Here is a 25580-nt window from a genome sequence, read left to right as displayed (position 1 = left end):
AAGAGGTTAGGAAAAAATAAAATTATATTGCTCATTGAACATTTTTGAAAAAAAATAATCGTCTATGGCAGACAATGTGTTTAGCTGAGAGAAGTTGATAATAGCTAATAGATATATTTAAAAAATAGGGATGCTGTTCCCTGTTCTCTAACTACGCAAATAGTTTCAGTAATCAAATCGGATTCCTATAGTCTTACCAAGCCCCGAAGAATATGGGTTTGAAGCCCCTGAATTTATTTATGAAAAAAAATAAAAACATTTATTTTGCGACGCACAGCGCCAGAAAAAATACGTCCGCTTCAAATCCCCTGCTTTTAAGTATGGGGATTTCCCTGTTCTCTGTTCCCCGTTAAGAGTTCCTTCTTAATGAAATTAATATCAGAAAAAAACAAGTATGTTACCTCGATTTTTAGCTCTAAAAAAGAGTAGTTTTAATTTTGAGGAACCTTGGCAGATATACTGGCTAATAGGAATTGCCTTTGCCGTAGTTATAGCCCTAGAATATTTGACACCACCTCGGTATGTATTTGGCTACCTGTATACAGGAACAATTTTGTTAGCCAGCTCACGATTAAATCGTGCAGCAATGTTTGGTGTTACCTTAGCATCAGTAGGATTAACACTACTCAACTTGTTGATCCCGTCCCTAGAAAAGATTGATCCCTCCACAATAGCAAATCGCTTGATTGCGGTATTAGCACTATTAGTAACAGGATGGTTGAGCCAACGTAACCGCCATAATGAAGAAGCGATCGCAGATACAAAAGCAAAATTACGCTCTCAAAAACAACTAGCTAGGATGCGTGAAGATTTTGTTTCTACTCTGACTCACGATTTGAAAACACCCCTGTTAGGAGCAATGGAAACGCTCAAATATTTTCAAAGTGGTCAATTTGGTGAAGTGACACCTACCCAAGACAAAGTTCTGCAAACAATGACTCGCAGTCATCATCGCACACTCCAATTAGTACAAACACTGTTGGATGTGTACCGAAATGATGCTGAGGGATTAAAACTGAATATACTACCCGTTAACTTAGAAGCTTTAGCACAAGAAGTCATTGCTACCTTGGGTGAATTAGCCAGAACGCGCCAAATATATGTAACGATCCATTATGGAGAATCAGATTACCGCCGTTTTTCCTGGGTAAATGGCGATGCTTTGCAACTAGGGCGTGTGTTTAGTAATCTTCTGATCAACGGCATTAACCACACCCCCCGTGGCAGTAAAGTAGAAGTAGTACTCGAAAGCGATTCGGAAAATCAGGTCGTAAAAATACTTGATAACGGCCCTGGCTTTACCGCAGAAGAGTTACCGCACTTATTTGAGCGGTTTTATCAAGGACATAGCGATCGCCACGTACCCGGATCTGGATTAGGGCTATACCTAACCAGGCAAATTATTGCCGCACATAAAGGTACAATTTGGGCAGAGAATCGCTCTCCACGAGGCGCCCTCTTCGGCTTCCGACTCCCCGCTTGTCTACCACCCACAAATGTAGACGACGAAGCATGAGGAATCAAGAATAGGGTAGACAAGGAAAATGAAAGAAAATCACAAATAACGAATGACAAAATCGGCTAATGCAATCAAAATCCTACTCGTGGAAGACGACGAACTGTTTCGCCTTGGTTTAAAGGTACGTCTAGAGCAGGAAACGGGTCTGGAAATTGTCGCAGAAGCAGAAGATGGGGAACAAGCTGTAGAATTGGCAAAACGCTATCCCCTGAATTTAGTCTTACTAGATATAGGTTTACCAGGAATTGGCGGGATTGAAGCATGTCGCCAGATTAAACAACAGCAACCCAACTTACCAATTCTGGTGTTAACGTCTCGTACAGAAAAACCCCTAATTACAAAGTTAATTTCCGCAGGAGCGCAAGGATACTGTCTCAAGGGTATTCCACCTGAATCTTTAATATTAGCGTTACGTTCAGTCGCTGCTGGTGCTTCCTGGTGGGATCAAACAGCGACAACAGAAATTAGAGCAGCGTTAGAAAGTAATTCCACACCCGCACCCTTAGAAAAACCAACCCAAACTCTCGAAAATCCTTTAACCAAGCGAGAGCAGGAAATCTTGGCGCTGGTAGCAACTGGTAAAAGCAATCAAGAAATTGCTGAAATTCTCTACATCGTACCCGGTACAGTACGGGTGCATATTCATGCCATTTTACAGAAATTAGAAGTGCGCGATCGCACTCAAGCTGCAGTTTTAGCTATTCAAAAAGGATTAGTATCACCAGAACTACTGATTAAATAGCTTTGATGGTATTTGATTCACCATAACTTCATCAAGATTGTGATTTTATAGGTAATTCGCCTAACCTAATATTCATGCCTAACAAGCATTTTCTACACTAGATACAGCATCAGACATAGATTGATTTATCTAGCTATATTTTCATTTCTAATATATAAAAATTGCCACGTATTATCACTGTGGTAATTGTTTTTTATTTGGCATAAATTGCACTTAGATATCGTTAATATCGGCTAGTCCAAAAATTCCATTTAACCTAAAAATTATGATGCAACTACTAGAAAATAAAACTTTTACAAACCAGATTAATTATGTTCAAACATTCTCAATTGCTATTAAAGATATCGTTTTTATAGACACAGCAGTTGCTGATTATCACAGTCTAATAGTCGGGTTAAAACCGGGATTTCGAGTTGTGCTCCTTGACCCAAAAAAAGACGGCATAGCCCAAATCACAGAATCCTTAGCCACAGGTCAATTTAAGTCAGTTCACATCGTTTCTCACGGTAGCCAAGGTAGCTTGCAACTGGGAGCAACTCAACTTAATGCAGAAAATATCATATTTTATAGTCATCAGTTACAACAATGGGCAAATTCTTTAACTTATGATGCAGATATTTTACTTTATGGTTGCGATGTCGCCAGTGGTGAAGGCACAAAATTTGTGCAGCAAATCAGTCAATTAACTCAAGCAAATATTGCTGCTTCGACTAACAAAACAGGTAGCTCAAAATTAGGTGGTGACTGGAATTTAGAATTTGAAATTGGTGCAATTAACTCTACCTTGGCATTTAAAACTGAAGTAATGCAGACTTATAGCTCAGTTTTAGCCATCGCTGGAGATGTCATCATCAACGAATTTTCTCAAGGTAACGGTGGCGGTAAAGAATGGGTGGAGATTCTTGTTGTTAAAGATAACCTAGATCTACAGTATCACAAATTAGCTGATGGTAATAATCAACTTAACATCGAGCTATTTGGTGAAGGGTTCAAATCATTGAAGGCTGGAACTTTAATAGTGCTTTATAACGGCAATGATGTTGACAGTACTATTATTCCAGACTTAACTTACGACCCGGCTAAAGGAGATTATGTACTACAAATATCGTCTCGAAATAACACAGGATTATTTGCCATTAATGGGGTAATTGGTTGGGCAACAAATGGTGCTTTTGCTAATAATGATAATACTGATATCCCTCGATTCATCAATCAGAACGGGGTGGAAATAGCTAAATTTTCTAGAACTTCTACTCCTAAAGCTGGTCAAGCCAGCGCTTACCTAGGTAACACAGCATCAGGTAATAACTGGTCAAGTGATTTTAATGCTGCAGCTGCTAATCCTGGTTTAGCCAACGGTGGAGATAACACGACCTGGATTAACAGCTTGCGTAGGAACGAGGCACCTGTATTGAATAAAGATGGTGAGCCAAAGCTGCCAACGATTAATGAAGATATCACTGATGCCAATAATAAAGGAATTTTAGTTGCCGACCTGATCAAAAATTCGATTACTGATATCAACAAGAATGCTCAAGGAATTGCTGTAACCGATTTAACCGGCAACGGTAAATGGCAATACTCCCTCAATAGCGGCGCTACCTGGATAAACTTCGGTAATGTGTCAGACAACTCAGCTACGGTTCTAGCAGGCTTGACACCTCTCTACAACGGCTCGTTAGGTGGCGCACCCAACACTCAAGGCTGGCTCCAGTTTAGCGCTACTCCTGCTATTGGTGCTGTAGCATCAGGAGGCACTCAGACCATCAACGGTGGTGAAACTAAACTAGTCAGTACCAAAGAGGGAGGCGCTGGTTACAGTAACTACAATGGTGGTTTACCAATACCCTTAAACCCTGCATTTCCGGTTCTTGACCGCAACCAAGGCTTTACTCTGAGTTTTGATCTCAAAATCAACAGCGAAAGCCACAGCAGTGATGATAACAACGATGGTATTCAAGACCGGGCTGGTTTCAGCGTCATTGTTGTGACTAGCGACAACACCAAAGCAATTGAGCTTGGCTTTTGGGAAGATCAAATTTGGGCACAAAACGATGGGCCTAACACGCCTATAGGCTCTAGTAGAACACTATTTACTCATAGCGCCACAGAAACTGTCTTATACGACACCAAGAAACAACTCACCCGCTACGATTTAACAATCCAAGGCGACACATATTCTCTATTTGCAGCGGGTGGAGTCGCACCAATTCTCAAAGGTTCCCTGCGTAACTACACAGCTTTCGACCATACCAAAGCCGGGCCTTTAGGAACACCTCTCTCCTACGACCCATACGAAAGAGCTAACTTTGTATTTTTAGGTGATAACACTACCTCTGCCCAAGCTGATATTAACTTGCAACGGGTAGAACTCCTAGCAAATAGCAGAGTTCGCTTTGTGCCTAACTCCAACTCTTACGGCACATCTGACATCAAGTTCCGCGCTTGGGATGGCACTGATGGTTCAGTTAGCGGTGCTACTGGAGTCAATGCCAGCATTAATGGCGGCAATTCAGCATTCAGCAGTGATGTAGAGTCAGCCACCGTCAGCATTAACCGCAACCCGGTAGATGTTCAGCTTGGTGACAATTTTATTGCCGAGAACAGCAGTAATAACACTGTGGTGGGTACTTTGTATGCGGCCGACCCCGATTTTGGCAACACCTATACTTATACTCTGCTAAACAATGCTGGGGGGCGTTTTGCTCTCAATGGGAATCAGATTGTTGTTGCTAATGGTAACTTGCTGGACTTTGAAAGCAGCAATAGCCACATGATCCGTGTTCGTACCACTGATAATCATGGTGGCAAATTAGAAAAAGACCTCACCATCACAGTGAAGGATATTAACGAAGCGCCCATCGTTGCTAATACTATCTCTAACCAAGCAGTAGAAGCTGGGATAGCCTTTAAATTTCAAGTCCCTGCAAACATCTTCGCTGATGCAGACCAAGGAGATATCCTCACTTATTCTGCCACCCTTGCTAATGATGGTGCTTTGCCTAGTTGGTTAAGTTTCAATGCTACTACACGCACCTTCAGTGGTACTTCTAACTACGCTGATATCGGCAGCTTGAACATCAAAGTGACGGCTACAGATACCGCTGGTGCAGCTAACAAAACCAACTTTAGCATTAACATCACCATGCCTGAAAATGTCAACATTGTCACAGGCACAGATAATAAGGAAACATTTGTCGCTACAGACAAGACAGATATCATCAATGGTCAAGGTGGTGACGATAGTTTTACTCTTGTATTCGCCAACCTCCAGCAAAATGATCAAATTAACGGTGGGGCGGGAATAGACACTTTCTTGCTCACTGGTGGTAGTGTCACCGACTCCATCACCATAGATTTACGGAATCCCAACAACCAAGTCCAGGGTATCTCTAATCTTACTGTCTCAAACTTCGAGAACTTTGACGCCACAAATTTTTTGGGCAAGATTAACGCTATCGGTAGCGCCGGTAAGGACTTGATTATCGGCGGACAAAACAACGACAACCTCAGCGGTGGAGATGGCGATGACGTTCTCAGCGGTGGTAGCGGTAATGACACCCTCGATGGTGGTGCTGGCAAAAATCGCCTAATTGGTGGTGATGGTAATGACAACTACTACACCAGAGGTAATGACACTATCGAAGAAACTATCACTGGCGGCACAGATACCATTTATGCATCCGTCAACTATACTTTGGGTACTAACCTGGAAAATTTAGTTCTCGTAGGTAATATTGCCGTTTCAGGAGTAGGTAATACTCTCAATAATGCTATTCAAGGAAACAATCTGGACAACTCTTTGTATGGCTTTGGTGGCGATGACATCCTCGATGGTGGTGACGGTAACGACTTCCTTGTTGGCGGCGCTGGTAATGACAAGCTTTTGGGTGGTAATGGTAATGATATCTTTGTCGGTGAAAGCGGTGATGATATTTTGACTGGTGGCGCTGGTAATGACCAATTCCGTTATTACTTGACAAATTCTGCTTTTAATGCAAGCGCTTTTGGTGTGGACATAATAACTGATTTTACGACGGGGGCTGACAGAATTACCCTCTATAAAAATACTTTCACGTCTTTAAAAAGTGTGCTTGGTAAAGGTTTCAGTGTTGCTAACGAGTTTGCATTTGTCAAAAATGATGTTGCGGCTGCAACTAGTAGAGCTTTGATTGTTTACAACTCTACTAATGGTAAGTTGTTTTATAACGAAAATGGCATTGCCGATGGTTTTGGTAGAGGTGCTCATTTTGCCACTCTGACTAATACTCTTTCACTGGTAGCAAGTGACTTTTTGATTCAGTAACAAAGTCTACTTTGTAGAGACGTTTCTACATTATTCATACCTCGATTTAGTCACACCTAAATTTAACGTGCGCCTCTGTTGGAAGCGCACGTTAAATTTTAATTTGAAACTGTCTGACCAAGCTTTTCGGGCCCATTAATAAACTCAGCGAACAGATGATAGTAGCTGTTTTAAGATATGATTTTCGAGACAGGAGATATTGCACCAAATATACTGAGCGACCACCAAGCTAGATGCGTAAATTGGGCGCACTCAAACCAAGTGAAAGTAAAGACAAGATAGGCAATGAAGACTGCTTCAATCCCACGGTAAGGGGATTGGATTATCTGCCACAGACACCATGCTAACAAGGTAAGGTAGGATGCCAGCCCCAGAAAGCCTACGGAGATAACTGTATCTAAAATTAGATTGTGCGCTTTAGCTGAGGGTAGTTGTGCGGTTTTAATCAGGCCATTTTCGTCTTGGTAGTCGAAACTAAAATCACCCAAGTGAATTACTTTAGTTATTTTTCTGCCGGGTCGCACAGAGGAATAAGCAGTGCCGAAACCATTCATTCCCCATCCAAGTAAGGGACGCAGACTAATTCTATAGCTAGCTATTTGCCACAGATAAACTCGGTCAGATGTGAATTGTTTAATCTCAGTTGAATTATGAATCTGCCTAGTACTGGTAGCGATACCAATTATGAGCAGACATACCAGTGCTGCTGTTACTAAAAGCTGATAATGCTTGCGTCCTAATAGGTAAATAGTCGCTACCAGTAAGGCTAATAATCCCGCCCTGGTCTGAGTGAACAGTAACGCTGGCATAATTAAGATGCCAGCGACTACAGCTAGACGTGTATTTATCCATTGCCATTGCCAACCAACAAGTGTCATCACTGCTACTGCTGCGAGGACAAATGACGCATGACCGCGATGGGAATACAAACCGATTGGCTGCTGATTTTGGAAGATGGTACTGGCTAGAATGTGACTCTGTATCAATTGACCGCTTGTGCCAGTATAGTCAATGCGCCAGTTAATGACTTGAGGAAAAACGCTCAGGGCCAGGATAACGCCGCCAATTACTAAACCAACGAGTTGAGAACGTGCTAGTTCTGGGTACAGTTTTAGTAGTAGGTTATTACTGAGGGTAAAGATAGCGATGAGCAGCCAGTAAAGCCAGCCATCACCCATTTGTTCTTGACCGAATAGTGAATGCCAAGGGAAAGGACTAACAAGAGTTGCAATTAACCCGATTCCTAAAAATATTTCCCATAGCAGTCTGGTAATTTTCCAATTTTCGGGTAGCTTGAGGTTTTCTCTTTCTTCCCAGAGGTTTAAAAAGTTGAGTATGCAGATGAGGCTAATGGCAAATACTTTTGGTTGAGTCCAAATTTCCCCGCGCATTGACCCGATGGGGTTGATGAGAATGATGCTGAGGGAAAATAAAATGGTGTAGAGGTGATTCACGATTGTTTGTCATGGGCGAATTTTCATCGCCTTTATTATTCCCCATGCAGTGAGTGCTAATAGCCCTAATACAGATGTTGATTCGGGGGTAGATTGAGGAGAGGTTTCTTGAGAAATTGGTCGCATTTTGAAACTGCCTCTGCGGTCATTAAATGCGAGTTGAATAGGGAAAGCAGTTTCTGCAGTTGAACCCAATAAGGAATCGATATCGGTGATTTTAAAGTTAGAAATACCTGAACCAAATAAGGAAACGAAGTCTACACTGTCTCCTGCACCAAATTCGCCGAGTATTCTATCTCCGACTGAAACTGTAAATCTATCGTCGTCTCCAATAGGGAAGTCTAATATCTCTGTAAACAGAGTGTCATCTAGTGCTTGGAATTCAAAGCCATAGGTTGTATGTGGGTCGTACCAGCGACAACCGGGTACGTTGCGGAATACTTGCCAGTTTCCTTCTTTGGCGCTGGGAAGGATGGGATTTTGTTGAGTTAAACCTGGGCGTTCGGTACTTACACCACCGCCACCACTGCTACCAACAACATGGGGAAAATCTGCTTCATTATCAAACACCATAACATTCAGCTCATAGTTACCTTTGTCTTCACCACGAGCACCGGGATTAGCAGCACGAACATTGAAGTTGATAGCGCCATCATTAGGTATAATACCTGTTAGTGCAGAGGCAAATCCATCTCCTATTTCACTACTGTTATCGTCGTCATTTATCAAAGTTCTTATACCAGATGCAGTTAGGTAGGTATTTGGATTGCATTGATTTCCGGCTATGTCATTATCAATGTATGCATAAAATTTTTTCCCTGGAGTGAGTTTTGATAGTTGGAAGTTATCTTGTTCATTACCAGATGATAGGCTATCTGAAAAATCATAATAAGAACAATTCTGACCACTATTATTACTACTAACTGGACAATAGTCTTGACGGCTACGCTTTGTTTGGTTTCTCCAACCCCAGGATATTCCGTCATAAATCATAACTGTATCTCTTCCAATTCGTTGAGCTAAGAAAAGTTCAGCATTCCAGTAATGACTATTTTCAGAGTCACCTCTATAAGGTCTGTCAAAAAAATTGGGTTTATAATCTTGCTTAGGGAAATAGAATGGTTCCTCAACTGACCTAGTATCTAAAATATCCTCTTTATCGTCATGTGTTCCGGAAGTTGCAGAATGATTACTTACAACTCGCTGAATCCAATTAATATTGTTTATTATCCCAGGATCTCCTTCTCCTGGAATATATTCAACAGAAAGTAATGCACCAACTCCGCCAACTAAAGTTGAAGTTGTAGGGAATCCGCAGGACGTGAGATTACCACAAGCATAATATTGATTAACTCTAAACTCACCGTTTAGGCTATATAGAGGATTGACTTTAGGTTCTGCTGTCAAGAATCTCCAATCTGGAAAAGCATCTCGCAATACGCGAAGTAAACCTGGTGTTCCGCCTCTCTGAAGCGGTTTAATCTCAGTTACTGATGCTTGACCTTCTCTATTTCCAACTCTGTATATAACTTTATCAGAACTAATATTATTCTCTATATCTTTTTCATAAATAATAGAGACGGCATGGCTGGACTGAGTATTAAATATGGCTAAAAATATTGATGGTAGCACAGCAAAAAAATAATATCTTGACTGCATTTTTATCTCCTTTATACAAAAAATTGTTGCCAAATAGTACAAGTGTCTGCGTTAAAAATGGATATTATGCCGTAATTCAGTTCACTATTAGATTAGGTGAAACTCGATAGGACTTGTATGTACCTTCCCTATCCAGATATCTACTATCTTGGTAATATCACTTCTAGGGTTGTTGTAAATTTGTTCGTGCCATACTGGCTTTAAATCTATGGGATCACTCCGATCACCTCTTTGTTCCCATGTAGGGTACTGATTTTCATAAGTAAACAGAATCCAATATCTGCCATAATTAAAATCGTTGAATATCCAAGAAGACCCATCTTTTTCAAGAAATAAAAACTTTAATTTATTGTTCTCCCAGTAGAAGTATCCTTCCAATAGGAGAGATCCGCTTTCTCCAGGCATCAATAATTGAAAATCGGATAGCTGGGGATTGTAGCTACTATTTACATTAGGGCCAGATCTCGGCAATTTTTGTTTATTAGCTCGGAGGAATTCTGGGCGTGCAAAGAATAGTAAAAAACGTCGAGAAATTTCTGTGTTGTTAGTTATGTGAATACCAAAATGAACCTGAGTTTTAGAATTAGGTAACTTTGGTGGAATTGGCAGTATGCACTTAGGCATAAAAGTTTTAAATTGAATTCCATCTACTTCTAAAGTATTGCTATTATTTGATTCACAAGATGACATGTTGATTATCCTCTGAGCTTCTACTTTTTATCGGGCTATTATGCTGATTAGAGTATTGCTTAATACTATTATCCTGAAAAAGACTGAAACTACAGCTAAAACTGTTGCACAAAATTTCCGCATATTGCTTGTTAAAATTATCTCAGGCGGAAATTGACTAAATTTGTGGCAATTTGACCAGTCCAAAAATTGCTGTATTCTGTGGAGCCTGTGGATAAACGAATTTTTCGCGTAGGTAAATCGTTGATATATTTCATCCGAATCTGATATTTAGTTGGTTTAAAGTTATAAAATCTCAAAATCCCTCCGTACAATGCATAAGCGAAAAGCTCAATACAATTTTTGCTATACCACTTGAATTTTGCATCCATCCAATACCCCAAACTTTCCCCGGACATAATTAAAGGAATATCCGACTCTTCTACAAATCGGGTTGCATTTCTACCAAAACTTGGTTCTATAGGCTTTCCATGTGGATTTAATATTTCTGGTACAAACTGTGGTAATTCAAATCGATAAGGAGTTAATGAGTTATTAGTAATTCTTACTCCAAATTTAATTGGTGTTTCTTCTCCAAATATTGGAAGATTATACTTCCGCTCTGACACTAAGGTTTCAAAGCAGATTCCATCTATTTCAACAGCATTGGAATTGTTGGATTCACAAGATGTCATATAGGCTACCTTCTTTATCTAGCGGTTCATAGCAATTTTGTTACTTTTGCTTCAATCAGATAGATTGAAGTTTTAGCGGAGATAAAAATTTTCAAAAGGCGTTATAACTTTACCTATCCAAAATTGATCAATTTCAGTCCATCCTTTTGGTGATATCAACATCTTCTTTTTGACTAGTTGATTTTCATATTTGAGCCTAATATGATATCTACCAGGCATGATGTTCCAAAAAATCCAAAATCCTCCGTAAGTTGCATTTCCTGAAACCGATAAACATTTTTTGTTATACCAATTAAATTTGGCATCCATCAAAAAATCCAAACTTTCTCCGGGCATGAGTAGTGGAATATCAGATTTTTCTACCTCCCTTGTTGCATTTTGTCCTCCATCCATTTGTAAAATCTGTCCTTGTGGATCTAAAATTTCTGGATAAAAGCGTTGTAAATCAAAATGATAGGGAATTGATGCTTGATTCATAATTCTCACGCCAAATTGCATGGAAGTTTCTTCACCGTATTGAGGAATATCTACCACTTGTTTAGGTACTAAAGTTATAAATTGAATGCCATCGACTTTAAGTACGTTATTGTTTGATTCAAAAGATGTCATATGAGCTACCCTTTCAATTTTTACGTCTTCATTAGTCATGATATTTCTCGATACGTAGCTTGATGCCATTATCCCAAAAAAGACTGAAACTACAGCTAAAACTGTTGCCAGGAATTTACGCATGAAGTTTTTACTAATTTGTAGATGTTTTTGAAAACAATATTTCAGTCTAATGCTACACATAAATTTTATGCAGCCGTGTTAATTCATGCTACTAGATAACCGACATTCCCAGCCAACAAGGCCAACTTTCATTTCATTACTGACTTCAATTTATGACTCTACTAAGCGAATCTCTACAAGTGGAGTTAGTACCTCTCCAGTCCAAAGATTTTGTAATATTGTTTGTAATGTTGTTGGTTCAATCCAGTGATAATATTCCTCCATCCCTTCACGAGATTGACGATATTTGAAGCGAAATTGATATATACCTGAATACAGTGGACGAAAAGCATAAATGTCTTCACATGGAAAAGGAATGTTCAAAGTTAACTTTCGATCACGCTTTTTCTTACGGTTCTGTATCCAAAAAAGAAAGGCATCACGAGAAAATATTACTGCTTCTCCTGGCACTACCAGTACATAATCAGATTCAATTGGTGGGTTAATTCGTTCGGAGTGCAAACCTGTTACCATGACTTGACCATCTGGTGCTATCATTTCTGGAAACATCGAATAAACATAAGATGAAAAGTAAAAAAAACTTTGCGTATTATTAGTAATCCGAATACCCAGCCGTACAGGAGTATAAACACCATGCTTGGCTTTTGGGATGGTTAATACGCTCTCTGATAGCAGAGTTTCAAACCTGATGTTATTCACTTCAACTGTATTACTCTCATTTGATTCAAAAGATGTCATTTTTATTACCTTTAATCCGAATGTATTATCCACGAGAGGCAATAGACCTCTATTTTTAACGTGCGCTTCTGCTGGAGATTCACATTAAATTTAAACTACAGATAGTTATACTTTGGTATTCATCTGTAGTTTTATTTTTGCTATTTATTATTCATAAATCATCCTGGAGGGGAGGAATTTATCATATCATCGCGCTACACTAAGGTTTGAATTTCCTCAGGCAACATCAATGATATGCATACTGAAACATCTCCCAATTCTCAGGAAACTAAGTATCAAAGCAAGAATGTATTGATTGTTGGTGGTGGCCCGGCTGGACTAGCTACTGCATTAATGCTGGCTAAACGGGGTTGGAAAAATATTACAGTTTTGGAACAACGGGTAGCTGCTGATTACTACGAACCAGATAAATCTTTTAATTATCTGATCGATGGTCGGGGTCAAAAATTAACTGATTTTCTAGGATTGTCTGATGAATTAGCTAAACTTAGCGTTCCTACTCAGGAGTTTTATTTAACGGTGATTCAACCAGATAGCAGCCGCAAAACTTTGAATTTACCCATCATAGATGCAAATAGAAAAACTGCTTACTGGATATCAAGAAAGAGTTTTGTGTTGTTGTTATATCAGGAAATTGAAAAAAATTGGCAGGATTATATAACTGTATTTTTTAAAACAAAATGTGTAGAAATCAATCAAGTTGCTACCAATATTGCTGATGAGAAAAAGCTAGAAATTTTGGCTCAGTCCCAGGATGGCGATAGTTGCAAATTTACGCCTGATTTTTTGATTGGTTGTGATGGGATTAACTCTTTTGTTCGTCAGAATCTCAAGGAATGGGAGGAATCTAATTCAGATAGATTTGTCATGAAGCTTTTTCCTTCGCCTAGTTCAAATCTGCGGTATAAGGTGTTGAATCTACCGCCTCAGTTTCCTGTTGATCGTAATGGTAAGGAATTGGCGATACATGATATGGCTTACGCGATTCGCGGAGCTTTTAGAGGTCGTCGGCGTTTAATTACTCTGGGTATATTACCGCTGAAAAATCCGGAGGAGGGGCGTACTGCTAATATTATTACACCATTTGATCATGAAATTTGGCAGTTAAGAAATAGCGAGGATTTAGCTAATTTTCTTGAGCAAGCTTTTCCTCAATTACCAATTCGGGAAATAGTTACACCAACAGAAGCTGACCGATTTGTGAAAAGTGAAGGTGGTTATTTTCCGATTCCTCAATATTGTGCGGGATTATATTTTTTATTGACCCAGGAATCAGCAGAAAATGCTCCGGGAATAGTACTATTAGGTGATGCTGTTCATTGTTTCCCGCCAGATATTGGACAGGGTGTAAATTCCGCTTTGGAAGATGTTTATGTTTTGCATGAAGCACTATCTAAAGCTGATGATGATCTTTCACGGGCTTTACCTTTATATGAATCTTTAAGAGCCGATGATGTGAAAGCGCTGGTACGGTTGTCTCAAATTGCTTTTCCGTGGCAATATAACCAAGATCCTTGGCGTCAATCGTTGTGGATTGTTAACTTTTTTATCAGATTATCACTTAGTCGGTTCTTGCCGAGTTTATTCAGTCCTCAAGCTTTTTTCTTGATTCAGAATCATCGGCTATCTTACCAAAAAATATTAGCCAAAGTTAATCGAACTACGCAAATTTTATGGTTGATTATTTTGGTGATAATTTGCGGAGTTTTGGCATTATGGGGTTTAATTTATTAGAAATATTCACAAAATTACATAATATTTAGCGGGTCTATGTCTATTGTCAGGCTAACAGATTGAGGACATAGCGATCGCACTTCTTCCCAATCTGGCAATTTTGGCAATGTATCGGGGTCAATTTTGATCAATATCTGCCAGCGATATCTGTTTGCTACCCGGAAAACGTTGGCTGGGGCTGGGCCTAGGATTTCAAATCCTTCCCCTGTACCGATGGCTGTGGCGATGATTTGAACTGTGTTTTGGACTTGGATTGGATCAAGGCTGCTCAAGCGTAATAAAATTAACCTGCCATAAGGAGGGTAGTTAAGCGCTTGTCGTTGTTCTAGCTCTGCTTGGGAGAAAGATTGAAAGTCATGCTGTTTAACTGCCGCAATTACCTCATGTTCTGGTGTATAAGTCTGCACAATTACTCTACCTGGGTCATCTCCTCTCCCAGCGCGCCCAGCTACTTGGGTTAGGGTTTGGAATGCTCTTTCGCTGGCGCGATAATCTGACAGATGTAGCAGTCCATCAGCAGCGACGACGCCCACTAATGTTACCTGCGGTAAATCCAAGCCTTTGGTGAGCATTTGTGTCCCGATTAATAAATGTGCTTCTTTGTTGGCGAACTTGGTAAGCAGGGTGCGGTGTGCGCCTTTGTTGCGGGTGGTGTCGCTATCAAAACGGATATATTCCAACTTGGGGAATTGTCGCGTTAGTTCTTGGGCTACTCGCTGAGTCCCACTACCAAAGAATTTGAGGTATGGGGAACCGCATTCTGGGCAGTGTTGGGGATGGGTACGCCCGTAGTTACAGTAATGACAGCGCAATAATTGCGGCGCTCCGTCTTCGGTGTGGTGGTAGGCTAGAGATACGTCGCAGTGGGGACAATCCAGCACATAACCGCAGTTGCGGCAAGAGACAAATGTACTATGTCCCCGGCGATGGATAAATAAAATTCCCTGTTGGTTTGTCTGTTCTAACTGCTCTAATGCTGCTTGTAGGGATCTGCTGAATATGGAGCGATTTCCTTGCTGTAACTCCTGGCGCATATCCACTATTTCTACTGGGGGGAGAGGACGGGAGTTGATGCGTTCTGGGAGGGAGAGATAGTAGGAGGGATGACGGGGGTTGTGTTGATTTGGTTTTTGGAAACTCAACCAACTTTCTAGAGAAGGTGTAGCGGAACCCAGGATGAGAGGACAATTTTCTAATTCGGCGCGCCATTGGGCGACGGTGCGGGCGTGGTAGGTGGGGATGGGGGCGTCTTGTTTAAAGCTGCTGTCGTGTTCTTCGTCTAAGATGATAATACCTAAGTGGGGTAATGGGGCAAAAATGGCGCTGCGGGTACCAATGACGACTTGGGGTTCCCCTGTGAGCATTTGTCGCCAAGTGTCGTAGCGTTCACCGTCTGAGAGGGCGCTGTGATAGACATTAACTTTTGCTGCGCCAAATCGGGCGCGGAAACGGTCTGTTAGTTGGGGTGTGAGTCCGATTTCGGGGACGAGGACGAGGGCGGATTTATGCTGCTGGAGTATGGGAGCGATCGCTTGCAAATATACTTCTGTTTTGCCTGAACCTGTGACGCCGTGTAATAAAACTTGAGCAAAGCTATTTAAGGTTTGTATTGTTTCTAGGGCGCTGGTTTGCGCTCCGGTTAGAACTTTAGGGAAATCGCTGGCTAATGCTGGCCCTTGTTCGGTGCGTAATATTTCCCGTTCTTCAATGACGATATAACCTTTATCAGCCAAAGCTTTGAGGGTGGAAGGGCTAGCATGGCAAATTTGCAGCAGTTCATTTTGCCACAATTCCCCACCACGTCGCCGCAATACGTCGATAATTTCTCTTTGGCGAGTGGTTAAATCACGGTCAATTGTGTTGATGAGAGTGACAGCTTTTTGCTGTTTTGCTTTAGTTAATTTTGGTTGTTCTAAATAACTTTCTACTAAACCAAATCGCAATAATTCCCGGACGCCACGATATGCAGATTTAACTTTTTGTTGGATGTAGGCAAAACTATAATCTCCCGCAGGTTGTGCTTGCAAAAGTGCCAAAATTTGTTGGGCGTAGGGAGTGAGAAAAGAGGCGACAGTATCACTGTTTGTATCCTTTGGTGGTCTGCTTTTGCCTAAAATAGTTAAACGGATGCGACGCTGCGATCGCCCTAATAATCCAGGTGGTAAAGCCATCCGGATCACTTGAATTAATGGCGTATAGTAATATGCTGAGACTCGATTAAGCAATTGCCAATAACTACCGGGAAAAAAACCCACACTCACCACATCTTCCACATCGCGGATTTTTTCTGGCGCTATCTCGACATTTGGCTGTGTTAGTAACCTGATGGCAATTCCCCCTAGTTGTTGTGAGCCAAATGGTACAGTTAAAATATCTCCTGGTTTGATTTCTAACTGAGATGGCGAGCGGTAGGTAAATATTCCTGAGTTTCCGGGACAATCTACTAATACTTCTACCCACTGATTTTCTGCGGTTTTTTGTTTATATACTTCCCCACTTTCAGCCACAACAAAATTGGATGATTTTATGCCATTTATATACATAGTTTCTATTTTAATATACAGCTATTTATCAGGATGTTACCTAGTTACTGAAAGTTGGACTTTTTCACTCAGCTATTACTTTTTGCTCTTTGATTTGTCAACTGTATTTCGCAATACTTTTATCCTTTATAATACTTGATAAATTTTCTCTTATGTAATCTACTAGACAAATTAATTTCCACTACACGTGTCATAAATATTTAGTGTCCACCACACACAATTAAAGCATCTCACCCGCTTTTTCCAAGTCGGAAACGGTCTACGTATCTACTAAATAGGGCATAGTCTTTTTCTCCCTATCGATAGATATTCAATCCATTGTGTCTATGAGATGCTTTTATACAAACAAGAAATCTCCAATTTGTAAATTGCCAATTTTGCATCATCATTCGTAAAATTCTATCAGGGACAGACGAACTTAGTACCCCGAAGCCAATTTCTTAAATGATTGCGAAATTATAAAGTCTATAAAACTTTATAAAACTATATAAATTTTTAAGAATTTGGCAGAATTAGCAAAGAAATTCATATTGGTTAAGGTTGAGAAAGTTTGAGGGAGTTTGACATATTTGGCGATTGATAAAAAAATAAGGAATATATTGGTTGGTGGACTAGGGATGAGGTTGGTGGGTGCAAAAGCCAATATTTGTGAAAAATTGGATCTAGCGGTAGCTCAGGAATGTCAGCTAGAAACTAATTGAAAAATTGCAAAGAGAAATTAGCTCCAGACTCAGACTTTACGGTCAAACGGGTGTATCTGTCTCTTAGGGAAAACTACCAAGCCTCAAGCGAGCAGCTGTCACTGAATGATGTACCAAACAAAGCAAAAATCCCTAAAGGAAACTATGAATATTGCTCAGTTGGGAACAATGGAAACACTGGAGAACGCTGCTGACCATGAACATCAATCACTCGATAATTTAGAACTAGTGGTAGAGGAAGATTCCCCAATTACAGAAAACCTGGAATCAGAGGAACGTGATGGGGACGAGATGGCAGCAGCCCGACCTTCGGGGTATAACAAAACAGAGCATGACGATGCTGTAGGCGCATTTTTTAAGGAAATGGCGCGCTATCCGTTGCTAAAACCTGACGAAGAGGTGGAATTGGCGCGGAGAGTCAGATTTATTGAAGAAGTGAGAGAATTACAAGCGTCTCTGCACTCAGATTTAGGACAGTATCCGACAAAGCTACAAGTAGCTGCTCAACTAGATATGACCGAAAAGCAACTAGAAAGTCGCTTATATCAAGGTAGAGTAGCGAAACGCAAAATGATTCGCTCGAATTTGCGGTTAGTGGTGTCCATCGCCAAACGATATCTCAATCGCGGAGTCCCTTTCCTGGATTTAATTCAAGAGGGAGCAATGGGTTTGAATCGAGCTACAGAAAAGTTTGACCCAGATAAAGGATATAAGTTCTCGACATACGCTTATTGGTGGATTAGACAAGCAATTACTAGAGCGATCGCTAATGATGCGCGCACAATTCGTTTACCGATACATATTGTTGAAAAACTTAACAAACTTAAAAAAGCCCAACGAGAACTCAAACAAAAACTTTCTCGCAATCCTTCCGAAGCCGAAATGGCCGAAGCTTTGGAAATCACCGTCCAACAACTACGCCAATTACAACAACTACGGCGTCAAGCACTTTCTCTCAACCACCGTGTCGGGAAAGAAGAAGACACAGAGTTGATGGATTTGCTAGAAGACGAAGACAACCAATCACCTGAAGCAAAAATGAATGAAAACATGATGCGTCAGGAAATTTGGGAAGTATTGGGTGATGTGCTGACTCCACGGGAGAAAGATGTGATTTCCCTCCGCTATGGGTTAACAACTAGCGAACCCTGTACCCTGGAAGAAGTCGGGAATATGTTTAATCTTTCGCGGGAAAGAGTTAGACAAATTCAAAGTAAAGCCATGCGGAAACTGCGCCGTCCTCACATCGCCAAACGGTTAAAGGGGTGGTTAATTTAAACGATAGGAGTATTTTAGCGATCGCTAGTGGCAAATTCTGGGATAATTACACGTTCACAAGCCAAAAACTTGATTTACGACTCGTAAACTTGATTTACGAGTCGTAAACTTGATTTCCAAGTCAGAAATTTAATTTACGAGTCGTGAACTTAATTTACAAGCCAGAAATTTAATTTACGAGTCGTGAACTTAATTTACGAGTTGTAAACCTGATTTACGAGTTAAAAAAGCCGTATATCCAACGTCTCAATTACCCCCGAACTGAATCCTTAGCTTTTATGGCTATTTAATTTCAAAACCATATCTATCTGGTTCAGGTTTTGAGATAATCTGCTATGTATTCACCGTAGCGATCGCACAACATCTGTGTTCGGAATTTAACTGCTCTGAATCTCAACTTCAGCTTTCGACTCACCCTTGTCAGGGGTATGGCTCAGAATTAATGCAGCCAAAACCAGAACCGCACCCATAAAACCGCGGATTCCCAAATGCTCTCCTAGGAGCCAGAATGAGAAAACCACCGTGAACAGCGGCTCAAGTGTATACAATAAAGCCGCTTCGTCAGCGGGAACCCAGCGCATAGCCAGGGTTTGTAGCCAAATGACCGCAGCCGTCGCTACTAACCCTAGGTAGAGAATCGCTCCCCAGTGTTGACGAATTGTTGCAAACTCAGTAAAAATTTCAGTGTTACTCCACACCATACCCAGCCCCGCAATGAACAAAAGTTGCACACTGGTGAGAGTTAAGGTGGGGTGACGAGACGCAACTCGCCCTAGGAACATTGTGTAAGCTGCATAGACGAAAGCATCAAATAACATCAATATATCACCAAACCGTAGCTCTCCCCCTTCCCAAAACATTACGCCAATACCAATCACAGCTATTCCTGCAGCGATAAAGGTTCTCAAAATTACTCGCTGACCACTTAGCCACCCCAGTAAGGGGACGATGAGTGCGTTCAGACTGGCGATGAATACTGCTCGGTTTGCAGGTATCGTCTGCAGTGCAACTGTTTCAATAGCTAGGTATAAAAAAAACAAAAAACCTAAAATCGTACCATCACGTAGCAAAAGCTTGTTAATGTTGCGTAAGTTGAGGGCGAAAACGGCTGCAGCTATAATGAACCGTGCCGCAATCAATGCACTAGGCGATAGGTCACTCACTATTTCCTTGGTTAAGGGAAAAGTTGTCGCCCCAATTATGTTAATAAGAATTATTAGTATTATTCCTTGAATGTATAAAGAATTTCCAGATCTCACAATTAATCGCATAAATTAATCAAAATTTAGGTAAATAAATACTTTGAACATGTTTCTACACAATTCTTTGCTCAAAACTTATGATACTACTTTTTACTGGTAATAAAAGTTATATGTGCCTATGAAGATAGATAGAATAGTTATGATTTTTTTATACTAACTCTAACTTGGAGTACTTAATTCTTTATTCATCTCAATTTTGGAATTAAAAACTTGAGAATTTTTGATATTCTCAGTCATAAACTAATTACACAAGTAACCTTTTTTATACGCTAATGACTACAGATAAAAATTTAACTTTGCGTTTTGCTGAACCCGATGATTGTGGTGTATTGTTTGATTTAATTCAACAGCTTGCGGAGTATGAAAAATTAACTCATGCTGTTACTGGTAATGTTTTGCTACTTCAAGAGCATCTGTTTGGTGATCACAGATATATTGAGGCAATATTAGCTGAGAACGCAGGTCAAGCTGTGGGTTTTGCGCTGTTCTTCCATAACTATTCTACATTCTTAACCAAGCCAGGAATTTATTTAGAAGATTTGTTTGTTAAACCAGAATTTCGACGTCTAGGAGTCGGGAAAGCGTTGTTAATTAAATTAGCTCAAATAGCAGTGGAGCGAAATTGCGGACGCTTGGAATGGAGCGTTTTAGATTGGAATGAACCAGCGAAAACCTTCTATCGCCGTATGGGAGCTGATATTTTAGATGACTGGCGAATTTGTCGCGTTACTGAAGAAGCGCTGACAGCTTTAGCTGACCAAAAATAGACAAATCCAAAAATTAATCAGAGTGAGGACTTTAGTCCTCGAAGATGAAAGCACGCTTTGTGCTGACTACAAACTTATCAAATGGATAGCGCTAATTAAGTTTGCTGGAGAAATTAGAGATTTTTCCGCTTCATTTTTTATTCATTATTAGTGATTGAGTATGAATATTTACAAAAACTTGCATGTCACTCTTAGTAGATAGCTTTGTAGTGACAAAGCCGCAGCTAATAACCCGGATACCCAAACTTGGCAATAGTTACAACGAAGTTTGACAGCCTGTCTTTTGACGAAGGAAACAGCATCAACTGACAATCATAAAGGACATTCCACCGAATCCACCTTGGTTGTAGAGAGAACACGAAATGAAGAAAATTTTTTCAGTAATACTGTTAGGCATTGCCATCTTCACTTTTGCCTTTAGCAGTCCCGCTTTAGCAGACGCAGCCAGTGGAGCTAAAGTCTTTACCGCTAACTGTGCTCAGTGTCACGCAGGTGGTAAGAATTTAGTTAATGCGGCAAAAACTTTGAAGAAGGAAGCTTTGGTAAAGTTCCACATGGATACAGCCGAAGCTATTATCGCTCAAGTTACTAATGGTAAAGGCGCTATGCCTGCTTTTAAAGGTCGGTTAAAACCCGCTCAAATCGAAGATGTAGCTGCTTATGTACTTGATAAAGCAGACAAAAACTGGAAGTAGTAGTCTGTTTTATTAATGTTACAAAGAGACGCAAAATTTTGCGTCTCTACTGCACGAAAATATAATTTTTGAGCAGAGAATCCAAAAATTTAACCGAAACGCCCAGAAACGTAGTCACGAGTACGGGTATCGAGGGGGTTGCTAAAGATTTGATTTGTGGCGCCAAATTCTACCATTTGTCCAATGCGGCTTTCATCGGTGCTAAAGAAAGCTGTGAAATCTGATACACGAGTAGCTTGCTGCATATTATGAGTAACGATCGCTATTGTCAACTCTGAACGCAAGCTATGGATCAATTCTTCAACTTTAATAGTTGCAATGGGGTCGAGGGCTGAACAAGGTTCATCCATCAACAGGACTTTTGGTCTGACTGCTAAAGCGCGGGCGATACAGAGGCGCTGCTGTTGTCCACCAGATAGCCCCAAAGCAGATTGGTGTAGTTTATCTTTAACTTCGTCCCACAAAGCTGCACCTTTGAGAGCAGATTCCACAATCTCATCTAATTCTGTTTTAGAAGGATTACCGGCTATTTTCACACCATAAGCAACATTTTCATAAATGCTCATGGGAAAAGGATTAGGCTTTTGAAATACCATCCCAATTTGACGGCGTAAGCGATTGATATTAATCTTTGGGTCATAGATATTTTGTCCCAAAAATTCTACACGTCCTTCAGGATTAATTTTGACATCTCCTTCCAATTCGCTAATCCGATTGAGGGTTTTGATGAAGGTAGATTTACCGCAACCGCTAGGGCCAATAATGGCGGTTACTTGATTCTTATAAATATCCATTGATACCCCCTCAATCGCCGGTTTAGTGCTTTTGGGACTGTAGTAAAAGCTGAGGTTTTTGACTTGGATAGCGGGAGTTAATTGACTCATATTTACTCAAAGGCGAAATAAAAATTAATAATCTTGTTGCTTTAGCGTTTTCTCGTTTTGCTAATAACTAAACGAGACAGAAGACTGACACACAAAACTAAGCTCAGGAGAATGATGGAAGTAGTCCAAACTAGTTGGTTTCTTTCCGGGCTGGGGTCGTTATAAAGGTTAAAAATCAAGACTGGTAAAGAAGCAGTAGGACTAATTAATCCTTCTGACCAATCTAAGCTAAATAAAGCAGTAAAAACCAGGGGCGCTGTTTCACCCGCAGCCCTAGCAACAGCTAACAAAACACCTGTAGTAATCCCCGGAATCGCTGCAGCCACAACAACACGAGATATGGTTTGGAACCGAGTTCCACCTAAAGCTGCAGAGGCGAGACGTTGAGGAACAGGAATTAGTTTTAAAGCTTCTTCTGTGGTGAGGACGATAATCGGAAGCATGATAACTGCTAAAGCAAACCCACCAGCTAAAGCGCTAAATCCTTTAGTTGTTAAAACTATCAACCCGTAGGCGAACATCCCGACAACAATTGAGGGAACACCTGTGAGAATAGTAGTGATAAAGCGCACTGTTTTAGCATATTTATTTTTGCTAAATTCAGCGAGAAATATACCTGTTAAAAGACCTGTGGGTATACTTAATGCTGAACCGATGAGGACAACGGTAATCGTGCCTAAAATAGCATTGCCAAAGCCATTATCAATGACTGAGGTGAAAAACATTGCCGGTCTGAGTCCGGAAGTTCCCCGTACTAAAATTTCCCACAATATTGATACTAAGGGAACTAAGGCTAAGGCAGTGAAAAAAAAGGCGATCGCATTCATCCCGTAGCTAAAAAACAGTCTTGTGGACGGGAGGGGACTGTACAATTCTGCTGCTAGAGATTTATCTATTTCTGACTGTTGATAGCTGCTCATTTCGCTGAATAAAATTCTGGCTATGTGTAATATATACTTGGTGAGAAAAGCTATTTATTTTTCTTGCCTACCCACTGTACCAAAAGCACAGCACCGATATTTACAGCTAGAGTTAAAGCAAATAAAATTAAGCCTAAATAGCTGAGAGCACCAATGTGTAATCCGGGTTCAGCTTCGGCGAATTCGTTAGCTAATACAGAAGGAATGGTGTAAGCAGGATCGAGTAAGGAAATGCTAATTTGAGCCGAGTTACCAATCACCATAGTCACAGCCATTGTTTCGCCCAAAGCTCTACCTAATGCGAGCATGGCGGCGCTGACAATTCCAGAAAATCCAGCTGGTAACAACACCCGAAAAATTGTTTCCCACCGAGTGCTTCCCAACGCCATAGATGCGCTGCGTAACTCCTTAGGAACTACTAACAAAACTTCACGAGAAATTGCAGCCATGGTGGGCAAAATCATAATCGCTAGCACAATTCCAGCGGTTAAAATATTTGTCCCAGCGGGGTCTACTGTACCAAATAATGGTATCCAGCCAAAAATACTAGCTATCCACTTTTGGGGAATTTCCAGAACAGGAATAAAGATAAAGATAGCCCATAGACCCACAATTACACTAGGAATTGCGGCAATTAACTCAACCACAAACGCTATAGTTGAGCGTACCGATGGAGGAAAGAAATTCTCGCTGGTAACTAAAGCGATCGCTAAGGCGACTGGAACTGTGAAAATAATCGCGATCGCACTACTTACCAAAGTCCCGTATATATAAGGTAGAGCGCCAAAATTTTGATTACCTGTGTCCCAATCTAAACCCCAGATAAACCCCAACCCAAACTTAGCCACCGCTGGATAAGCTTCGCGGAAAATAATCAAACTCATCAAAAATAGTACTGCAACAGTAATCACCGCAAAGGCATACACTAACCATGTAAACCCTTGATCAAACCAAAAAATTCTGTCGCCAGTAGCTGTCAAATTAACGTTTTCATCACCTAAATTCAGTTGGTGTGATGAATTTTTATCAGTAGGTTCAAATGAATTTGCCATTACAAATCAATAAATTACACTGTTTTCATGTTTTTAGGGTGAGCAATTAGCCCACCCTATCCAGAAGATAGAGGAGCAAGAAAATCAATTACTTGACAGTGCTATTTACTGTTTGTAATACACGGTTAGCTACACTATCAGGGATTTTGGTGTAGTTGAGGTCATCATTAAATTGTTGACCATCTTTGAGCACCCAATTGATCCATTTTTTAATAGCATCACCTTTTCCAGCGGGATACTGCTTATAAACCATCATCCAAGTTAGACCAACAATGGGGTAGCCTTGTCCAGGATCACCAACGAAAACGCGGTAGTTGTCAGGGAATTGAACTGTTGATAAAGCTGCGTTTGCTGTTTGTAAAGAAGGAGAGACAAATTCTCCTTTCTTATTTTGGATTTGTGCAGAATTCAACTTGTTTTCTACAGCGTAACTGTACTCTACATAACCAATAGAACCAGGGGTGCGAGCTACTAGAGCCGCTACACCTGGATTACCTTTACCTTTGAGCACATTAGGCAAAGTCCATTTGGGAGCTGTGTTAGCGCCAATTCTACCTTTGAAATAACCACTAATGGTACTCAAATGATTGGTGAAAATGAAAGTTGTACCACTACCATCAGCGCGCACTACGAATTTAATTGGTAAATTTGGTAGGTTAGCGCTGGGGTTATCAGCTTTGATTTTGGCGTCGTTCCAGTTAGTAATTTGTCCGGAAAAAATAGCGGGTAATGTAGCGCGAGACAATCTCAGACTGCTAACACCGGGAAGATTGTAAACAACAGAAACAGCACCGCCTGCAGTGGGTACTAGGATGACACCATTCTTGACTTGTGCCATTTCTTCGTCTTTCATCGCTGCATCGCTAGCACCAAAATCAACGGTTCCAGCAATAGTTTGGCGAATACCGCCACCGCTACCAATTGCTTGGTAGTTAACTTTCAATTCTGGATGTTTTTTCTTAATTTCACGAGCATAGCGCTCATACAATGGAGCGGGAAAAGTTGCTCCTGCACCATTGAGAGTTTGAGCTTGTTGAGCAGTCGCTACAAACATAGGACTAATTGCAACAGCAGACGCTACTACAGTAGTAGTAACTACACGATTCCAAATGGTGGTCGAAAAACTCATATTACCTCGTTTTTAAGGAACATTTTCCTGCTGAAATCACAGCCTCAAATAAGTTACATTCCCTATGGTTAAAAAAACCTTAACGAAAGGTAAAAATTAAA

Annotated in this window: 19 protein-coding genes; 7 read left to right on the top strand and 12 right to left on the bottom strand. The window is 40.6% G+C overall.

The window, feature by feature from the left end:
* The first annotated feature begins 394 nt into the window (after positions 1-394).
* From MIC7126_RS0101460 to MIC7126_RS28530, 3 genes are all read left to right on the top strand, one after another.
* Positions 395-1516, top strand: coding sequence for a sensor histidine kinase (locus MIC7126_RS0101460; protein WP_017651339.1), 1122 nt, complete (start codon positions 395-397; stop codon positions 1514-1516).
* Positions 1517-1568: 52 nt separating this feature from the next.
* On the top strand, positions 1569-2261 hold the full coding sequence (locus MIC7126_RS0101455) for a response regulator transcription factor (RefSeq protein WP_017651338.1): 693 nt from the start codon (positions 1569-1571) through the stop codon (positions 2259-2261).
* Positions 2262-2526: 265 nt separating this feature from the next.
* Positions 2527-6567, top strand: coding sequence for a DUF4347 domain-containing protein (locus MIC7126_RS28530; RefSeq protein ID WP_081602983.1), 4041 nt, complete (start codon positions 2527-2529; stop codon positions 6565-6567).
* Positions 6568-6737: 170 nt separating this feature from the next.
* On the opposite strand, the gene MIC7126_RS0101445 is transcribed toward MIC7126_RS28530, so the two are convergent.
* From MIC7126_RS0101445 to MIC7126_RS0101420, 6 genes are all read right to left on the bottom strand, one after another.
* Entirely contained in the window at positions 6738-8021 is a 1284-nt protein-coding gene (locus tag MIC7126_RS0101445) for an O-antigen ligase family protein (RefSeq protein ID WP_026099955.1), read from the bottom strand.
* Positions 8022-8030: 9 nt separating this feature from the next.
* On the bottom strand, positions 8031-9680 hold the full coding sequence (locus MIC7126_RS31640) for a hypothetical protein (protein WP_017651336.1): 1650 nt from the start codon (positions 9678-9680) through the stop codon (positions 8031-8033).
* Between the two features lie 87 nt (positions 9681-9767).
* Positions 9768-10370 (bottom strand): hypothetical protein, encoded by a 603-nt coding sequence (locus MIC7126_RS26965; protein WP_017651335.1) that lies wholly within the window; start codon positions 10368-10370, stop codon positions 9768-9770.
* Positions 10371-10507: 137 nt separating this feature from the next.
* Positions 10508-11044 (bottom strand): hypothetical protein, encoded by a 537-nt coding sequence (locus MIC7126_RS28525; protein ID WP_017651334.1) that lies wholly within the window; start codon positions 11042-11044, stop codon positions 10508-10510.
* A 72-nt stretch (positions 11045-11116) separates the two neighbouring features.
* Entirely contained in the window at positions 11117-11692 is a 576-nt protein-coding gene (locus MIC7126_RS0101425) for a hypothetical protein (RefSeq protein WP_017651333.1), read from the bottom strand.
* A 234-nt stretch (positions 11693-11926) separates the two neighbouring features.
* Complete coding sequence (locus tag MIC7126_RS0101420) at positions 11927-12514, bottom strand: hypothetical protein (RefSeq protein ID WP_017651332.1); 588 nt, start codon at positions 12512-12514, stop codon at positions 11927-11929.
* A gap of 234 nt (positions 12515-12748) precedes the next feature.
* Between MIC7126_RS0101420 and MIC7126_RS0101415 the strand changes: the two genes are divergently transcribed.
* Positions 12749-14248, top strand: coding sequence for an FAD-dependent oxidoreductase (locus MIC7126_RS0101415; protein WP_017651331.1), 1500 nt, complete (start codon positions 12749-12751; stop codon positions 14246-14248).
* Between the two features lie 14 nt (positions 14249-14262).
* Here MIC7126_RS0101415 and priA read toward each other — a convergent pair whose 3' ends face one another.
* Positions 14263-16791 (bottom strand): primosomal protein N', encoded by a 2529-nt coding sequence (priA, locus tag MIC7126_RS0101410; protein WP_017651330.1) that lies wholly within the window; start codon positions 16789-16791, stop codon positions 14263-14265.
* 809 nt (positions 16792-17600) lie between these two features.
* On the opposite strand from priA, the gene MIC7126_RS0101400 reads away from it, so the two are divergent.
* Positions 17601-18770: an RpoD/SigA family RNA polymerase sigma factor gene (locus tag MIC7126_RS0101400; protein ID WP_017651329.1), complete on the top strand. Its 1170-nt coding sequence runs from the start codon at positions 17601-17603 to the stop codon at positions 18768-18770.
* A 377-nt stretch (positions 18771-19147) separates the two neighbouring features.
* On the opposite strand, the gene MIC7126_RS0101395 is transcribed toward MIC7126_RS0101400, so the two are convergent.
* Positions 19148-20041, bottom strand: coding sequence for a DMT family transporter (locus tag MIC7126_RS0101395; protein WP_017651328.1), 894 nt, complete (start codon positions 20039-20041; stop codon positions 19148-19150).
* A gap of 263 nt (positions 20042-20304) precedes the next feature.
* Between MIC7126_RS0101395 and MIC7126_RS0101390 the strand changes: the two genes are divergently transcribed.
* Together MIC7126_RS0101390 and petJ are read left to right on the top strand one after the other, a co-directional pair.
* On the top strand, positions 20305-20799 hold the full coding sequence (locus tag MIC7126_RS0101390; protein WP_017651327.1) for a GNAT family N-acetyltransferase: 495 nt from the start codon (positions 20305-20307) through the stop codon (positions 20797-20799).
* A 362-nt stretch (positions 20800-21161) separates the two neighbouring features.
* The gene (gene petJ / locus MIC7126_RS0101385) at positions 21162-21494 is read left to right on the top strand and encodes a cytochrome c6 PetJ (RefSeq protein WP_017651326.1); all 333 of its coding nucleotides are present in this window, start codon (positions 21162-21164) and stop codon (positions 21492-21494) included.
* Positions 21495-21583: 89 nt separating this feature from the next.
* Here the strand turns inward: petJ and pstB are convergent, their stop codons facing one another.
* The 4 genes from pstB to pstS form a co-directional block, all read right to left on the bottom strand.
* The gene (gene pstB, locus MIC7126_RS0101380; protein WP_017651325.1) at positions 21584-22378 is read right to left on the bottom strand and encodes a phosphate ABC transporter ATP-binding protein PstB; all 795 of its coding nucleotides are present in this window, start codon (positions 22376-22378) and stop codon (positions 21584-21586) included.
* A 41-nt stretch (positions 22379-22419) separates the two neighbouring features.
* Positions 22420-23298: a phosphate ABC transporter permease PstA gene (gene pstA, locus MIC7126_RS0101375; protein WP_017651324.1), complete on the bottom strand. Its 879-nt coding sequence runs from the start codon at positions 23296-23298 to the stop codon at positions 22420-22422.
* A 50-nt stretch (positions 23299-23348) separates the two neighbouring features.
* A complete protein-coding gene (pstC, locus tag MIC7126_RS0101370) occupies positions 23349-24350 on the bottom strand; it encodes a phosphate ABC transporter permease subunit PstC (RefSeq protein ID WP_017651323.1) in 1002 nt (333 codons plus the stop codon).
* An 88-nt stretch (positions 24351-24438) separates the two neighbouring features.
* The gene (gene pstS / locus MIC7126_RS0101365) at positions 24439-25479 is read right to left on the bottom strand and encodes a phosphate ABC transporter substrate-binding protein PstS (RefSeq protein WP_017651322.1); all 1041 of its coding nucleotides are present in this window, start codon (positions 25477-25479) and stop codon (positions 24439-24441) included.
* Positions 25480-25580: the final 101 nt, after the last annotated feature.

The organism is Fortiea contorta PCC 7126 (assembly GCF_000332295.1).
Taxonomy (GTDB): domain Bacteria; phylum Cyanobacteriota; class Cyanobacteriia; order Cyanobacteriales; family Nostocaceae; genus Fortiea; species Fortiea contorta.
This window is presented reverse-complemented; position numbering and strand designations above follow the sequence as displayed.

Bases quoted from the DNA above. Each gene is read 5' to 3' on its own strand.
- MIC7126_RS0101460 (WP_017651339.1), top strand. From the start codon at position 395: ATGTTACCTCGATTTTTAGCTCTAAAAAAGAGTAGTTTTAATTTTGAG.
- MIC7126_RS0101455 (WP_017651338.1), top strand. From the start codon at position 1,569: ATGACAAAATCGGCTAATGCAATCAAAATCCTACTCGTGGAAGACGAC.
- MIC7126_RS28530 (WP_081602983.1), top strand. From the start codon at position 2,527: ATGATGCAACTACTAGAAAATAAAACTTTTACAAACCAGATTAATTAT.
- MIC7126_RS31640 (WP_017651336.1), bottom strand. From the start codon at position 9,680: ATGCAGTCAAGATATTATTTTTTTGCTGTGCTACCATCAATATTTTTA.
- MIC7126_RS26965 (WP_017651335.1), bottom strand. From the start codon at position 10,370: ATGTCATCTTGTGAATCAAATAATAGCAATACTTTAGAAGTAGATGGA.
- MIC7126_RS28525 (WP_017651334.1), bottom strand. From the start codon at position 11,044: ATGACATCTTGTGAATCCAACAATTCCAATGCTGTTGAAATAGATGGA.
- MIC7126_RS0101425 (WP_017651333.1), bottom strand. From the start codon at position 11,692: ATGACTAATGAAGACGTAAAAATTGAAAGGGTAGCTCATATGACATCT.
- MIC7126_RS0101420 (WP_017651332.1), bottom strand. From the start codon at position 12,514: ATGACATCTTTTGAATCAAATGAGAGTAATACAGTTGAAGTGAATAAC.
- MIC7126_RS0101415 (WP_017651331.1), top strand. From the start codon at position 12,749: ATGCATACTGAAACATCTCCCAATTCTCAGGAAACTAAGTATCAAAGC.
- priA (WP_017651330.1), bottom strand. From the start codon at position 16,791: ATGTATATAAATGGCATAAAATCATCCAATTTTGTTGTGGCTGAAAGT.
- MIC7126_RS0101400 (WP_017651329.1), top strand. From the start codon at position 17,601: ATGTACCAAACAAAGCAAAAATCCCTAAAGGAAACTATGAATATTGCT.
- MIC7126_RS0101395 (WP_017651328.1), bottom strand. From the start codon at position 20,041: ATGCGATTAATTGTGAGATCTGGAAATTCTTTATACATTCAAGGAATA.
- MIC7126_RS0101390 (WP_017651327.1), top strand. From the start codon at position 20,305: ATGACTACAGATAAAAATTTAACTTTGCGTTTTGCTGAACCCGATGAT.
- petJ (WP_017651326.1), top strand. From the start codon at position 21,162: ATGAAGAAAATTTTTTCAGTAATACTGTTAGGCATTGCCATCTTCACT.
- pstB (WP_017651325.1), bottom strand. From the start codon at position 22,378: ATGAGTCAATTAACTCCCGCTATCCAAGTCAAAAACCTCAGCTTTTAC.
- pstA (WP_017651324.1), bottom strand. From the start codon at position 23,298: ATGAGCAGCTATCAACAGTCAGAAATAGATAAATCTCTAGCAGCAGAA.
- pstC (WP_017651323.1), bottom strand. From the start codon at position 24,350: ATGGCAAATTCATTTGAACCTACTGATAAAAATTCATCACACCAACTG.
- pstS (WP_017651322.1), bottom strand. From the start codon at position 25,479: ATGAGTTTTTCGACCACCATTTGGAATCGTGTAGTTACTACTACTGTA.